The 15,914-nt window shown below is 61.1% G+C and carries 9 protein-coding genes; 6 read left to right on the top strand and 3 right to left on the bottom strand.

What is annotated here, in order from left to right:
• The first annotated feature begins 120 nt into the window (after positions 1-120).
• The 6 genes from AB4N43_RS03570 to AB4N43_RS03545 all read left to right on the top strand — a co-directional run bounded on the left by AB4N43_RS03570 (position 121) and on the right by AB4N43_RS03545 (position 12,400).
• Positions 121-1,437 carry an MdtA/MuxA family multidrug efflux RND transporter periplasmic adaptor subunit gene (locus AB4N43_RS03570; RefSeq protein ID WP_059180933.1) on the top strand — a complete coding sequence of 439 codons (1,317 nt, stop codon included), beginning with the start codon at positions 121-123 and terminating at the stop codon, positions 1,435-1,437.
• Complete coding sequence (locus AB4N43_RS03565; RefSeq protein ID WP_194939986.1) at positions 1,434-4,538, top strand: MdtB/MuxB family multidrug efflux RND transporter permease subunit; 3,105 nt, start codon at positions 1,434-1,436, stop codon at positions 4,536-4,538. The genes AB4N43_RS03570 and AB4N43_RS03565 overlap by 4 nt, the downstream gene beginning before the upstream one ends.
• Positions 4,535-7,642 carry an efflux RND transporter permease subunit gene (locus tag AB4N43_RS03560; protein ID WP_027923452.1) on the top strand — a complete coding sequence of 1,036 codons (3,108 nt, stop codon included), beginning with the start codon at positions 4,535-4,537 and terminating at the stop codon, positions 7,640-7,642. Before AB4N43_RS03565 ends, AB4N43_RS03560 begins: the two co-directional genes overlap by 4 nt.
• Entirely contained in the window at positions 7,639-9,120 is a 1,482-nt protein-coding gene (locus AB4N43_RS03555; RefSeq protein WP_027923453.1) for an efflux transporter outer membrane subunit, read from the top strand. The genes AB4N43_RS03560 and AB4N43_RS03555 overlap by 4 nt, the downstream gene beginning before the upstream one ends.
• A gap of 153 nt (positions 9,121-9,273) precedes the next feature.
• Positions 9,274-11,355 (top strand): putative bifunctional diguanylate cyclase/phosphodiesterase, encoded by a 2,082-nt coding sequence (locus AB4N43_RS03550; protein ID WP_027923454.1) that lies wholly within the window; start codon positions 9,274-9,276, stop codon positions 11,353-11,355.
• Positions 11,356-11,653: 298 nt separating this feature from the next.
• Complete coding sequence (locus AB4N43_RS03545) at positions 11,654-12,400, top strand: SDR family oxidoreductase (RefSeq protein WP_027923455.1); 747 nt, start codon at positions 11,654-11,656, stop codon at positions 12,398-12,400.
• 130 nt (positions 12,401-12,530) lie between these two features.
• Here the strand turns inward: AB4N43_RS03545 and mapR are convergent, their stop codons facing one another.
• The 3 genes from mapR to AB4N43_RS03530 form a co-directional block, all read right to left on the bottom strand.
• On the bottom strand, positions 12,531-13,940 hold the full coding sequence (gene mapR, locus AB4N43_RS03540; protein ID WP_027923456.1) for a GntR family transcriptional regulator MpaR: 1,410 nt from the start codon (positions 13,938-13,940) through the stop codon (positions 12,531-12,533).
• 88 nt (positions 13,941-14,028) lie between these two features.
• Entirely contained in the window at positions 14,029-15,459 is a 1,431-nt protein-coding gene (gene ccoG / locus AB4N43_RS03535; RefSeq protein WP_460153188.1) for a cytochrome c oxidase accessory protein CcoG, read from the bottom strand.
• Positions 15,460-15,654: 195 nt separating this feature from the next.
• Positions 15,655-15,888 (bottom strand): DUF3203 family protein, encoded by a 234-nt coding sequence (locus AB4N43_RS03530; protein ID WP_027923458.1) that lies wholly within the window; start codon positions 15,886-15,888, stop codon positions 15,655-15,657.
• Positions 15,889-15,914: the final 26 nt, after the last annotated feature.

The following is a 15,914-nucleotide window of genomic DNA, read 5'->3' as shown; positions in this document are numbered from 1 at the left end:
CAGTGCCTTAGACAAATCTCCTGTTACGTAAGCCGAAGGTAAATTGCCGGTAAAGCCGCTTTGCTTAATAGCCGCCAGTGCTTATCGTTCAGCCTCATGTAAAAGAAGCCCACGCGCCCAATGGTTGATTATTCAATGCGATCCTCCGCTTCCCGTAGTCCTCGTCGCTGGCTGTTCGGCCTGCTTGTCCTGTTGGTCATCGCTGGCGTGTGCTGGAAATTCTGGCCCACCGGTGCTGCTCAAAAGGAGGGCGCAGGGCAGAAAGCCGTGGCCGGTCATACCGGCAGGTCCGGAGGGATGCGCCCAGGGTTCGGCGGGGCGACTGGCCCGGTGCCCGTGCGCGTTGCGCCTGCGGTCAAGGGTGACTTCCCGCTGTATTACAAGGCGCTGGGCACCGTGACTGCGCTAAACACCATCAACGTGCGCAGCCGTGTGGGCGGCGAGTTGACCAAGGTGGCGTTCGAGGAAGGGCAAATGGTCAAGGCCGGCGATTTGCTGGCTGAAATCGACCCGCGTCCGTATCAGAACGCCTTGCTCCAGGCCGAAGGCACGTTGCTGCAGAACCAGGCGCAACTGAAAAACGCTCAGGTCGATGTCGAGCGTTATCGAGGGCTGTTCAAGGAAGACAGTATCGCCAAGCAAACCCTGGACACTGCCGAGGCGTTGGTTGGTCAGTATCTGGGCACCGTCAAGACCAATCAGGCGGCGGTCAACGACGCCAAGCTCAATCTCGAATTCACCAGGATCCGCGCGCCGATTACCGGGCGTGTCGGTTTGCGTCAGCTTGATGTCGGCAACCTGGTCGCCGCCAATGACACCACGGCGCTGGCGATCATCACCCAGACCCAACCGATCAGCGTCGCCTTCACCTTGCCGGAAAACAACCTTGACGTGGTATTGGCCCGCTATCGCACCGGCGCCAAACTGCCCGTCGAAGCCTGGGACCGCAGCGACACCAAACTGCAGGCCACTGGTGTCTTGCAGAGCCTGGACAACCAGATCGACACCACCACAGGCACCCTGAAATTCAAGGCGCGCTACGACAACCGCGATCAGACCCTGTTCCCTAATCAGTTCGTCAACGTCCACTTGCTGGCCGACACCCTCAAGGGGGTGGTGCTCGCACCGTCGGCGGCGATTCAGTTTGGCACCAACGGCACCTTCGCCTATGCGCTGGACGGCGACAAGAAGGTCACGATCCGTCAGTTGAAAGTCGGCGCCAGCGATGGCACGAACACTGTGATCACTGAAGGCCTGGCGCCCGGGGATCGTGTGGTCCTGGAAGGCACCGACCGCTTGAAGGAAGGCAGCGAAGTCGAAGTGGTCAATAGCCCCGAGGACGTGCCTGCTACCCCGACCGGTCACCTGCAAGGCAAATCGGCGGCGGACGCCAATGAGCCGGCCGCTGCCGACAAGGCGAAAAAGGGCGGCGCATGAACATCTCGCGGCTGTTCATCCTTCGTCCGGTCGCCACGACCCTGAGCATGCTGGCCATTGTACTGGCCGGTTTGATCGCCTATCGGTTGCTGCCGGTGTCGGCGTTGCCCCAGGTCGATTACCCGACCATCCGCGTCATGACGCTGTATCCCGGCGCCAGCCCGGATGTCATGACCAGCGCAGTCACTGCGCCACTGGAGCGTCAGTTCGGGCAAATGCCCGGCCTGACCCAGATGGCGTCGACCAGTTCGGGCGGCGCCTCGGTGCTGACCTTGCGGTTCAGCCTCGACATCAACATGGATGTCGCCGAACAGCAGGTGCAAGCCGCGATCAACGCCGCGACCAATTTGCTGCCCAAGGACCTGCCGGCACCGCCGGTGTACAACAAGGTCAACCCGGCGGACACCCCGGTGCTGACCCTGGCCATTACGTCCAAAACCATGCTGTTGCCCAAGCTCAATGACCTGGTCGACACGCGCATGGCCCAGAAAATCGCCCAGATCAGCGGTGTTGGCATGGTCAGCATTGCTGGCGGCCAGCGTCAGGCGGTGCGGATCAAGGTCAATCCCGAGGCCCTCGCGGCCAACGGTCTGAACCTGTCGGACGTGCGCACGCTGATCGGCGCTTCCAACGTCAACCAGCCCAAGGGCAACTTCGACGGCCCGACCCGGGTGTCGATGCTCGATGCCAACGATCAACTGACGTCGCCCAAGGACTACGCCAACCTGATCCTGGCTTATGCCAACGGCGCGCCGTTGCGGCTCAAGGACGTGGCGGAAATCGTCGACGGTGCGGAAAACGAACGCCTGGCGGCATGGGCCAATGAAAACCAGGCCGTGCTGCTGAACATTCAGCGCCAGCCGGGTGCCAACGTGATCGAGGTGGTCGACCGGATCAAGGCGTTACTGCCGAGCATCACTGACAACCTGCCGGCCGGTCTCGACGTCACCGTGCTGACCGACCGCACCCAGACCATTCGGGCCTCGGTCAAAGACGTGCAGCACGAGTTGCTGATCGCCATTGCCTTGGTGGTGATGGTGACCTTTCTGTTTCTGCGCCGTGCCAGTGCGACGATCATTCCATCGATTGCCGTGCCGCTGTCGTTGGTCGGTACGTTCGGCGTGATGTACCTCGCCGGGTTTTCGGTCAATAACCTGACCCTGATGGCCCTCACCATCGCCACCGGTTTTGTGGTGGACGATGCGATCGTGATGCTAGAGAACATTTCCAGGTTTATCGAAGAAGGGGACACTCCGTTGAATGCGGCGCTCAAAGGCGCGAAGCAGATCGGTTTCACCCTGATTTCCCTGACCCTGTCGCTGATCGCGGTATTGATCCCGCTGCTGTTCATGGCCGACGTGGTAGGGCGCTTGTTCCGCGAGTTTGCGATCACGCTGGCGGTGGCGATCCTGATTTCGCTGGTCGTGTCCCTGACCCTGACGCCGATGATGTGCGCGCGATTGCTCAAGCGTGAACCGAAGGAAGAAGAGCAGGGGCGTTTCTACCGGGCCAGCGGCGCGGCGATTGACTGGATGATCGCGGCCTACGGGCGCAAATTGCAGTGGGTGCTCAAGCACCAGCCGCTGACATTGCTGGTGGCCATCGGCACGCTGGCGTTGACCGTATTCCTCTACATGGTGGTGCCCAAGGGCTTCTTCCCGGTGCAGGACACGGGGGTGATCCAGGGCATTTCCGAGGCGCCGCAGTCGATTTCCTTCGCGGCGATGAGCGATCGTCAACAGGCGCTGGCCAAGGTAGTCCTCGCCGATCCAGCGGTGGAAAGCCTGTCGTCCTACATCGGTGTCGACGGTGACAACTCGACGCTGAACAGCGGGCGCCTGCTGATCAATCTCAAGTCCCACAGCGACCGTGATCTGAGTGCGACCCAGGTGATTGCCCGCCTGCAACCGCAACTGGACAAGCTGGTCGGCATCCGCCTGTTCATGCAGCCGGTGCAGGACCTGACCATCGAAGACCGTGTCAGCCGCACGCAATATCAGTTCAGCATGTCGTCCCCGGATTCGGAATTGCTCGCCCTGTGGAGCGGTCGTCTGGTCGATGCATTGTCCCACCGGCCAGAACTGACCGACGTTGCCAGCGATTTGCAGGACAAGGGCTTGCAGGTCTATCTGGTGATTGACCGCGATGCCGCTTCACGGGTCGGGGTCTCGGTGTCGAACATTACCGATGCGCTCTACGATGCTTTCGGTCAGCGGCAGATTTCGACCATCTACACCCAGGCCAGCCAGTACCGCGTGGTTCTGCAATCGCAGTCCGGGGAGAGGATCGGTCCGGATGCGCTGAATCAGATTCACGTGAAAACCACGGACGGCGGGCAGGTTCGCCTGTCCAGCCTGGCGCACATCGAAGAGCGTCAGGCGCAACTGGCAATCACCCACATCGGCCAGTTCCCGGCGGTGATGATGTCGTTCAACCTGGCGCCGGGTGTGGCGCTGGGGCATGCGGTCGAGATCATCGACCAGGTGCAGAAAGACATCGGCATGCCGATTGGCGTGCAGACCCAGTTCCAAGGGGCGGCCGAGGCGTTCCAGGCGTCGCTGTCCAGCACCTTGCTGCTGATTCTGGCCGCGGTGGTGACCATGTACATCGTGCTCGGCGTGCTGTACGAGAGCTATATCCACCCGATCACCATTCTCTCGACCTTGCCGTCTGCGGCGGTCGGCGCCTTGCTGGCATTGATCCTGAGCGGCAATGACCTGGGCATGATCGCGATCATCGGCATTATTTTGCTGATCGGTATCGTGAAAAAGAACGCGATCATGATGATCGACTTCGCCCTCGATGCAGAGCGCAATCAGGGCATGGACCCGGAAACCGCGATCTATCAAGCCGCGTTGCTGCGCTTCCGGCCGATTCTGATGACGACGCTGGCAGCGTTGTTTGGCGCGGTGCCGCTGATGCTGGCCACCGGCTCCGGCGCAGAATTGCGTCAGCCGCTGGGTCTGGTGATGGTCGGTGGGTTGCTGGTGAGCCAGGTGCTGACCTTGTTCACCACGCCTGTCATCTATTTGTACTTCGACCGACTCGGCCGGCGCTGGGGCCACAAGGCTGACACCGTGGAAGCGGTAGAACAGCCATGAACCTGTCCGGACCGTTCATCAAGCGCCCGGTCGCAACGATGTTGCTGAGCCTGGCGATCATGCTGCTGGGCGGGGTGAGTTTCGGCCTGTTGCCGGTATCGCCGTTGCCGCAAATGGATTTCCCGGTGATCGTGGTGCAGGCCAGCCTTCCCGGCGCGAGCCCCGAGGTCATGGCCTCGACCGTGGCCACGCCGCTGGAACGATCCTTCGGCGCCATCGCCGGGGTCAACACCATGAGCAGCCGTTCCAGCCAGGGCTCGACCCGGGTGATCCTGCAATTTGACCTCGACCGCGACATCAACGGCGCGGCGCGGGAAGTGCAAGCGGCGATCAACGCCTCGCGCAACCTGCTGCCGAGCGGGATGCGCAGCATGCCGACCTACAAGAAGGTCAACCCCTCCCAGGCGCCGATCATGGTGCTGTCGCTGACGTCGGATGTGCTGGAAAAGGGCCAGCTCTACGATTTGGCCTCGACCATCCTGTCCCAGAGCCTGTCGCAGGTGCAGGGCGTGGGCGAAGTACAGATCGGCGGCAGTTCGTTGCCCGCGGTGCGTATCGAGCTCGAACCGCAAGCCCTCAACCAGTACGGCGTGGCCCTCGACGATGTGCGCAACACCATTGCCAACGCCAACGTGCGCCGGCCGAAGGGCTCGGTCGAAGATGGCGAGCGGTTATGGCAGGTCCAGGCCAACGATCAACTGGAAAAAGCCAAGGATTACGAGTCGCTGATCATCCATTACAACGGCGGTGCAGCCTTGCGCCTCAAGGATGTGGCGAAGGTCAGCGACGGCGTCGAGGACCGCTACAACAGCGGGTTCTTCAATGACGACGCAGCGGTGCTGCTGGTGATCAACCGCCAGGCCGGCGCCAACATCATCGAGACGGTCAATGAAATCAAGGCGCAGCTGCCAGCGTTGCAGGCGGTGCTGCCGGCCAGCGTCAAGCTGAACCTGGCGATGGACCGCTCGCCGGTGATCAAGGCGACCCTGCATGAAGCGGAAATGACCCTGCTGATCGCCGTGACGCTGGTGATTCTGGTGGTGTTCCTGTTCCTCGGTAATTTCCGTGCCTCGCTGATCCCGACGCTGGCGGTGCCAGTGTCGCTGGTCGGCACCTTTGCGGTGATGTACCTCTACGGATTCTCGCTGAACAACCTGTCGCTGATGGCGCTGATCCTCGCCACCGGGCTGGTGGTCGACGATGCCATCGTGGTGCTGGAGAACATCTCCCGGCACATCGACGAAGGCGTGCCGCCGATGAAGGCCGCGTACCTCGGTGCTCAGGAAGTCGGGTTTACCTTGCTGTCGATGAACGTCTCGCTGGTGGCGGTGTTCCTGTCGATCCTGTTCATGGGCGGGATCATCGAGAGCCTGTTCCGCGAGTTTTCCATCACTCTGGCCGCGTCCATCGTGGTGTCGCTGGTGGTCTCGCTGACCCTGACGCCAATGCTCTGTGCCCGTTGGCTGAAGCCACACACGCCAGGCCAGGAAAACCGATTGCAGCGCTGGAGCCAGCGCGCCAACGAATGGATGGTCGGCAAATACGCCACCAGCCTCGATTGGGTATTGCGTCACCGTCGACTGACCTTGCTCAGCCTGTTGGTGACGATTGGCGTGAACATTGCGCTGTATGTGGTTGTTCCTAAAACATTTCTTCCGCAACAAGACACCGGTCAACTGATTGGTTTTGTGCGCGGTGACGACGGCCTGTCGTTCAACGTAATGCAGCCGAAGATGGAAACCTTCCGCCGTGCCGTACTCAAGGACGACGCGGTGGAAAGCGTCGCAGGGTTCATCGGCGGCACGAACGGCACCAACAATGCCGTCATGATCGTGCGACTCAAACCGATCAAGGAACGCAGCATTTCCGCGCAGAAAGTCATCGAGCGCCTGCGCAAGGAAATGCCCAAGGTTCCCGGCGCACAGCTGATGTTGATGGCGGACCAGGACCTGCAGTTTGGCGGTGGCCGCGAACAAACCTCGTCGCAGTACTCCTACATCCTGCAAAGCGGTGATCTGGGGGCATTGCGCGAGTGGTACCCGAAAGTCGTCACCGCGCTCAAGGCGTTGCCGGAATTGACGGCGATCGACGCTCGGGAAGGTCGCGGTGCGCGGCAGGTCACGCTGATCGTCGATCGCGATCAGGCCAAGCGCCTGGGTGTCGACATGAGCATGGTCACGGCTGTACTGAACAACGCCTACAGCCAGCGGCAGATTTCGACGATTTACGACAGCCTCAACCAGTATCAGGTGGTGATGGAGGTCGACCCGAAATACGCCCAGGACCCGGTGACGCTCAAGCAAGTGCAGGTGATCACCGCCGATGGCGCGCGGATTCCGTTGTCGACCATCGCTCACTACGAAAACAGCCTGGAAGACGATCGGGTCAGCCACGAAGGTCAGTTTGCCTCCGAAAGCCTGTCGTTCGACATGGCCGAAGGCGTGACGGTCGAGCAGGGCACCGCTGCCATCGAACGGGCGATTGCCAAAGTCGGTTTGCCTGAAGACGTGATCGCGAAAATGGCCGGCACCGCCGATGCGTTCGCCGCCACCCAGAAGAGCCAGCCCTGGATGATTCTCGGCGCACTGCTGGCGGTTTATCTGGTGTTGGGTGTGCTGTATGAAAGCTACATCCATCCGCTGACCATTCTGTCCACCTTGCCGTCAGCCGGGGTCGGCGCGTTGCTGTCGATCTACGCGCTGGGCGGCGAGTTCAGCCTGATCTCGTTGCTGGGGCTGTTTCTGCTGATCGGCGTGGTGAAGAAAAACGCCATTCTGATGATCGACCTCGCACTGCAACTTGAACGCCATCAAGGCCTGGCACCGTTGGAGTCGATTCGCAGTGCGTGCCTGCAACGTTTGCGTCCGATCCTGATGACCACCCTGGCGGCGATCCTCGGCGCCGTGCCGTTGCTGCTGAGCCGGGCCGAAGGGGCGGAAATGCGCCAGCCACTGGGCTTGACGATTATTGGCGGGCTGATCTTCAGCCAGGTGTTGACCCTTTACACCACCCCGGTGGTTTACCTCTATCTCGACAAACTGCGCCATCGCTTCAATAAATGGCGTGGGGTGCGTACCGATGCTGCTCTGGAAACTCCGCTATGACTGACCGTTCGCTTATCAATCTGGCTGTCCCGCTGGCTGCCGCCCGAGGCTCGCGTCTGCTGAGCCTGGCGCTGTGCGTGGCGATGCTCAGCGCTTGTGCTGTCGGCCCGGACTATCAGCGCCCGCCAGCGGCTGCGCCGGTGCAATACAAGGAAGCGGCAGGCTGGCGTCAGGCCAGTCCGAGCGACTCCCTGGCGCGCGGTGCCTGGTGGGAGTTGTATGGCGATCAGCAGCTCAACGGCCTGATCGAGCAACTCAACCGCTCCAACCAGACAGTGGCCCAGTCCGAGGCCCAATACCGTCAGGCCCAGGCGTTGGTGCGCAGTGCGCGCGGGGCGTTTTTTCCGACAGTGGATTTGACCGTCGGCAAAAACCGCTCCAGCCAGGGCACCGGCAGCAGCAGTTCGAGCCTGACCAGCTCCTCCAGCGGTATTCGTGACACCTACACCGCCCAGGCTGGAGTCAGTTGGGAAGCAGACGTGTGGGGCAAACTGCGCCGAGGCCTTGAAGCCGACACCGCCAATGCCCAGGCAAGCTTTGCCGACCTGGCCGCGATGCGCCTGAGCCAGCAGTCCGAGCTGGTGCAGAACTACCTGCAATTGCGGGTGATCGACGAACAGAAACGTTTGCTGGAAGCCACGGTCGAGGCCTATCAACGTTCGCTGACCATGACTGAAAACCAATACCGCGCTGGCGTTTCCGGCCGGGACTCCGTGGCGCAGGCGCAAACCCAGCTCAAAGGCACCCAGGCCGACATGGTTGACCTGATCTGGCAGCGTGCCCAGTTCGAGAACGCCATTGCCGTGTTGATCGGGCTGCCTCCCGCCGAGTTCAGCCTGGCAGAAACCACCACCATCCCGACCCTGCCCGAAGTGCCGGTGGGCCTGCCTTCGCAATTGCTGGAACGTCGTCCGGACATTGCCTCCGCCGAGCGCTCGGTGATGGCCGCCAACGCCAATATCGGCGTTGCCAAGGCGGCGTATTACCCGGATTTCACCTTGAGCCTGAACGGCGGGTATAGCAGCAGCACCTATTCCAACTGGATCAGCGTGCCGAACCGCTTCTGGTCGGTCGGGCCGCAACTGGCCATGACCTTGTTTGATGGCGGCCAGCGTTCGGCAGAAGTCGATCGCAGTGAGGCGGCCTACGACGAGACGGTGGCCAAGTACCGCCAGACCGTGCTCGACGGCTTCCGCGAAGTGGAAAACTACCTGGTGCAACTCAAGGTGCTGGAGCAGGAAGCCGGCGTGCGCCAGGAAGCGCTGGAGGCCGCGCGTATCTCGTTGCGCCTGACCCAGAATCAGTACAAGGCCGGTCTGATTGCTTATCTGGATGTGGTGGTGGTTCAAGCCACGGCGTTGAACAACGAACGCAACGTGCTGGATCTTTTGCAGAGCCGGTTGATTGCCAGTGTGCAATTGATCGCTGCGCTGGGCGGCGGTTGGGACGGGGCGTTGCAGGTCAGCGAAAACAAATAACCCCGTAGGGTTGCTGGGCATCAAACAAGCGTTTCATCGGGTTGATGGCCAATTGCTTATTTTGTCAGTGCGTTCTTTTGCGCAATCAGTACAATCGCCCGCATTTGCCCCCCGAGTAAGGACGCTCTACGGCGGGCGCTCGCGAGAAGTCTCATGCTGATCGGTAGCTATTCACCCACCCTGGTTATCATTTCGCTCTGTGTGGCGATTCTTGCGTCCTATACCGCGCTCGACCTGACCGGGCGCATCGCCACGGCCAAAGGTCGGGCGGTGCATCTGTGGACGGCGGGTGGTGCCTTTGCCATGGGCATTGGCGTGTGGTCGATGCACTTCATCGGGATGCTCGCGTTCAATTTGCCGATTGACCTGGGCTACGACCTCACGATCACCGTCCTGTCGCTGCTGACCGCCATTCTCTCTTGCGGATTTGCCCTTTGGCTTGTCAGTCAGCCGAAGTTGCCAGCCTGGCAACTGGCGTTTGGCGCGCTAGCGATGGGCGCCGGGATCAGTGCGATGCACTACACCGGCATGGCTGCCATGCGCATGCAACCGGGCATCGATTACGATCCGACATTGTTTGGCACCTCGTTGCTGATCGCCGTTGGCGCGTCCGGCGCGGCACTCTGGATCGCTTTCCGTCTGCGCCAGTACACGCCTTACGTCGGCCTGATCCGCGCGGGCGCGGCGGTGATCATGGGCATCGCCATCGTCGGCATGCACTACACCGGCATGGCGGCAGCGCGTTTCCCGGACGGCAGTTTCTGTGGGGCGGCCGTCAGCGGCTTGAACGGCAAGGGCCTGGACAATCTGGTGCTGATCACCACGCTGGCGGTGCTGAGCATCGCCTTGCTGACATCGGTGCTGGATGCACGTCTGGAAGCGCGCACCGCGGACTTGGCGCGTTCGCTCACCGAAGCCAACCGCGAACTGACGCAACTGGCTTTGCACGACCCTCTGACCGGTTTGCCCAATCGCGTCTTGCTGGCCGATCGCATCGAGCAGGCGATGTCGAAGGTAAAGGAGCAGGGCGGTTGTTTCGCGTTGATGTTCATCGACCTCGACGGCTTCAAGCCGGTCAATGACGCCTTTGGCCACCACATGGGCGATCAGTTGTTGCGCGAAGTCAGCCTGCGTTTGCGCGAAGATTTGCGCAGTCAGGACACGTTGGCGCGCATTGGCGGCGATGAGTTTGTGCTACTGGTGCGGCTTGCCGAGCCGGATGATGCGCTGAGCCTGGCGGCGCGTCAGGTCGGTTTGATTGCTCGCGCGTTCCGGGTGGCTGAACATGACTTGCAGATTTCCGCCAGCGTCGGCATCGCGCTGTACCCGGGCAATGGACAGACCGCCCAAGACCTCCTGATGAACGCTGACGCTGCGATGTATCACGCCAAGGGTGCCGGGAAAAACGGCTACAGCTTTTTCGACGCCTCAATGAACAGCAATGCGCGCAAGCAGCTGCAATTGCTGCAGGATTTGCGCAATGCGCTCGAACAGAAACAGTTCAGTCTCTATTACCAGCCCAAGTTCGACGCGATGGATGGTCGGCCAGTGGGCGCCGAAGCACTGCTGCGTTGGGCGCATCCGACGCGTGGCATGATCCTGCCGGACACGTTTATCGACCTGGCGGAAAAAACCGGATTGATCATTCCGATCGGCGAGTGGGTGCTCAACGAAGCCTGCCGTCAGATGCGCGAATGGTATGTGCTGGGCTACACCGACTGGCGGATCGCGGTGAACCTCTCGGCGTTGCAGTTCTGCCATGCCGGGCTGGTTCAAAGCGTCGCCAGGGCCCTGAGCGCCCATCAACTGCCGGCCAATAGCCTGACCCTGGAAATCACCGAAACCACCGCCATGAGCGACGCCGATGCGAGCATGACGGTGTTGCAGGAACTCTCGGCCATGGGCGTCGACCTGTCCATCGATGACTTCGGGACGGGCTATTCGAGCCTGATGTACCTCAAGCGCCTGCCGGCCAATGAGTTGAAGATCGACCGCGGTTTCGTCCGCGACCTCGAACACGACAGCGACGACGCGGCGATTGTCTCCGCGATCGTCGCACTCGGGCAGGCGCTGGGCTTGCGGATCGTTGCCGAAGGCGTCGAAACCGGCGTGCAGCAAGACTTCCTGACCAAGCTGGGATGTGATTCGTTGCAGGGCTATCTGCTGGGGCACCCGCTGCCGGCGGACCGCTTCATGGTCGACATCCTGCGCGCAGAACAACTGACCACCGCCTGAACCCGTGCGACCTGTAGCAGCTGACGAGCAGCGCGAGGCTGCGTCCGGCAGCGAAGCTGTCGTGAATTCAGGCGGCGCGGTGTTTCAGACAGATCGCGTGCGTAGGGTTCACGACTGCTGCGCAGCCGGACGCAGCCTCGCGCTGCTCGTCAGCTGCTACGGTCGGGTGGTCGGTCGGGGCGGGCAGTCGGCGGTGTGGAGGTGTTGGTCGTATCTGTTGATGTGAGCCCATGCAAAAGCCGGCAATGGCGGTTATTCTTGATCCCGACTGCTTATGTTGGATTGGGGGAACGCTTACATGGACAAAGTCATCGTCATCACCGGTGGCGGCCGCGGCATTGGTGCCGCCACCGCCTTGCTGGCCGCCGAACAGGGCTATCGGATCTGTATCAACTACCAGTCTGACGAGTCCGCCGCGCAAAGTGTGCTGGAGCAAGTCCGCGCACTGGGCGCCCAGGCCATTGCGGTGCGCGCCGATGTCAGCATCGAAGATGAAGTGATCGCCATGTTCCGCCGCGTGGACGCCGAACTGGGCCGGGTCACGGCACTGGTGAACAACGCTGGCACCGTCGGGCACAAGTCCCGGGTCGACGAAATGTCCGAGTTCCGCATTCTCAAAATTCTCAAGACCAACGTCCTGGCGCCGATCCTCTGCGCCAAGCACGCGATCCTGCGCATGTCGCCAAAACACGGCGGGCAGGGTGGCAGCATCGTCAACGTGTCGTCGGTGGCCTCGCGTTTGGGCTCGCCCAACGAGTACGTGGATTACGCCGCGTCAAAAGGTGCGCTGGACAGCTTCACCATTGGTCTGTCCAAGGAAGTGGCGGGTGAGGGCATTCGCGTCAACGCCGTGCGGCCGGGGTTAATCTTCACCGACTTCCATGCGCTGAGCGGGGATCCGGACCGGGTCAGCAAGCTTGAGTCGGCGATTCCGATGGCTCGCGGTGGTAGGCCGGATGAAGTGGCGGAGGCGATTGTGTGGTTGCTGTCCGATAAAGCTTCTTATGCGACCGGGACTTTTGTTGATCTTGGCGGTGGGCGTTAATCCATAGCTTTTGTATTGCCTTTACTGGCCTCATCGCGAGCAAGCTGGCTCCCACAGGTTTTGTGGACACTGAAAATCCACTGTGGGAGCGAGCGAGCTTGCTCGCGACAGTCAAGACAACGTCAAAACGTCAGAACGACCGCACAATCCTTCCCAGTGTTTCCATCGCCTTCTCCGAATCCTCGGTCCAGGGACTGCCATAGTTCAGCCGGATACAATTGCGAAACCGCTGCGTCGGCGAAAAGATCGGCCCCGGCGCGATGCTGATGCCTTGCGCCAAGGCCATCTGGAACAATTTCAGCGAATCCATCTGCGGCGGCAATTCCAGCCACAAGAAGTAGCCGCCGGCCGGCTGACTGACGCGGGTCTGGGCCGGGAAGTAGCGGGCGATGGCGGCGAGCATGGCGCTTTGCTGTTCTTCCAGTGCATAACGCAATTTACGCAAATGCCGGTCGTAACCGCCGTGTTGCAGGTAATCGGCGATGGCGGCCTGCGCCGGCATCGAAGCGCAGAGTGAGGTCATGAGTTTCAGACGTTCAATCTTCTGCGCAAAACGCCCGGCCGCGACCCAACCGATGCGGTAGCCGGGGGCCAGACTTTTGGCGAACGAGCCGCAGTGCATCACCCACCCTTCGGTATCAAACGCCTTGGCCGGTTTCGGCGCCTGTTGCCCGTAATACAGCTCGGCGTAGACGTCGTCTTCGATCAGCGGCACTTGATGGCGGCGCAGCAATTCCACCAGTTCCTGCTTTTTCGCCTCGGGCATGGTCGCGCCCATCGGGTTCTGGAAACTGGTCATGCACCAGCAGACCTTGATTGGATGACGCTCCAGTGTCTGCGCCAGTACCCCGAGGTCGATGCCGTCCCGAGGATGCACCGGGATTTCCACGGCCTTGAGTTTCAGCCGTTCGAGTATTTGCAGGCAGGCGTAGAACGCGGGCGCTTCAATGGCCACCAGGTCGCCGGGTTCCGTGACCGCTTGCAGGCACAGGTTCAAGGCTTCGAGGGCGCCGTTGGTGATCAGCAACTCTTCCATCGGCAGCATCAGCCCGCCGACCATGTAGCGCAGGGCGATTTGCCGACGCAATTGCGGGTTGCCGGGCGACATGTCGGTGACCACCATGCGCGGGTCCATCTCCCGGGAAGCACTGGCCAGCGAGCGCGACAGGCGCTGCAAAGGGAACAGGGTCGGGCTGGGAAAGGCAGAACCGAACGGGACGGTGTTCGGGTCCTTGATCGAATCGAGCACCGAAAACACCAGTTCGCTGACGTCGACTTCGGTGGACTCGCTGACCTGGCTGCTGATCACCGGCTCCGAGAACGGGCTCGGTGCGTGGACGTTGACGAAGTAGCCGGAGCGCGGGCGGGCGCGGATCAGGCCTCGGCGTTCGAGCAGGTAGTAGGCCTGGAATACCGTGGACGGGCTCACGCCGTAGGTCTGGCTGGCGTAGCGCACCGATGGCACGCGCTGGCCGGGCCCAAGGACGCCGGAGCGGATCAGTTCAGCGATGTCGTCGGCGAATTTTTCGTAGCGTTTCATCGAGTGCCCGAGTTGGAGTGATTCATGTGGTGCACCGTTGTGGCGAGGAGGATTGCCCCCTCGCCACAGGGCACCGCAGTCTAAGGGATCAACGGTTCATCGGCGCAACAAACCGGCTCTTGGCTTCGCTATAAACATCCGGCTCATCGCTGTCTTCAATCTTGAATATGATCGTCTGCGAACTGCTGCTCGGCCGTTCTGTGGTCATCGCCACCGACACCGGCACATCGACAATCTCGCCCGGCGCCAGGCTCAGTTGCGTCTTGCCTTGCAGCTGGAAGCCGTCGCCATCGACCAGACTCAAATGATAGTCCTGACGCAGCTGGGTTTTATTGATGACCTTGAGGCTGTAGATGTTTTCGATCTGCCCCTGACTGTTTTCACGGAACAACCCACGGTCTTTGCTTACGTCCAGCGACACCATCGGCCGTTCCACCAAGGCAAAAGCGAGGGCGCCGATCATCACCAACAGCACCGCCGTGTAACCGATCAGCCGTGGCCGCAGCAGGTGGGTCTTGCCTCCCTGCAATTCATGCTCGGAGGTGTAGCTGATCAGCCCACGGGCATAGCCCATTTTGTCCATGATCGAATCACAGGCGTCGATACACGCGGCACAACCGATGCACTCCATCTGCAAGCCATCACGGATGTCGATGCCGGTCGGGCAGACCTGCACGCACAACTGACAGTCGATGCAATCGCCCAGCCCGACCTCGGCCGGTTTCACTTCACGTTTGCGCGCACCACGGTTTTCGCCACGGGCCGCGTCATAGGAAATGGTCAGGGTGTCCTTGTCGAACATCACACTCTGGAACCGCGCATACGGGCACATGTGCATGCACACCGCTTCGCGCAGCCAGCCGGCGTTGATGTACGTGGCGCCGGTAAAGAACAGCACCCAGAACAGACTGACGCCGCCCATTTGCCAGGTCAGCAGCTCTTCGGCCAACGGCCGGATCGGGGTGAAATAGCCGACGAAGGTCAGGCCGGTGAGCAGGCTGATCGCCAGCCACAGTGTGTGCTTGGCGGAACGCCGCAGCAGTTTGTTCAGGCCCCATGGCGCGGCTTGCAGCTTGATGCGCTGGTTGCGCTCGCCTTCGGTGATTTTCTCGCACCACATGAAGATCCAGGTCCAGGAACTCTGCGGGCAGGTGTAGCCGCACCAGACCCGACCGGCGAACACGGTGATCGCAAACAGGCCGAACGCGGCGATGATCAACAGCGCCGACAGCAGAATGAAATCCTGCGGCCAGAAGGTCGCGCCGAAGATGTGAAATTTGCTCTCGGAAAGGTCCCAGAGCACCGCTTGGCGGTCACCCCAGTTCAACCACACCGTGCCGAAAAACAGCAGAAACAGACAGCCTGCACCGCTCAATCGCAAGGTGCGGAACAGGCCGGTGAAGCTACGGGTGTGGATCAGGTTGTCGCTGGACTTGGCCTTTATCTTCGGTCTCGTAGGCTCAAACGTCTGGACCGCAGGGGGGCTTTCAACTAATCGGACGGGGATTCTATCGCTCATGGTCTGTCGCTCATCAGCCTCCATCAGGCCAGTGCACTATGAGCGTCGATCTGTTTGCATAACAGACTCAGGTATTGCAATAAAAAGCGGATCAGATGAGCGCTGATCCGCCCTGTGCGACAACTTGAAGCACCTGCCCTGACAGGACGCAGACCTCTATCCCAAGCCTGCGCCGGGGTTGTTGATCGGTGTCAGTCAAATCACCGAATCACTGTCCGTGGCCTTCAAATGCCGGCGACCGTCCACCGCGCCTGCTACGGTCAATGCATCGGCTTCTGCTTCGGTGATGTAAATACGCTGGTCGTTGAGGTCCACCGCTGACATGGATTTTTCCGAGTCAGTGATGATGGTGACGTCGGGACCCAAACGAATTTCCTCGCCGTTTTCGGTGGTAAAGAAGCAGGTCTTGTTTTCGATGCGCACGGTCATGGTGTTTTCCTTTTTTCTGCGGGTAC

The sequence above is a fragment of the Pseudomonas sp. S2_B07 genome, assembly GCF_054668435.1.
This window is presented reverse-complemented; position numbering and strand designations above follow the sequence as displayed.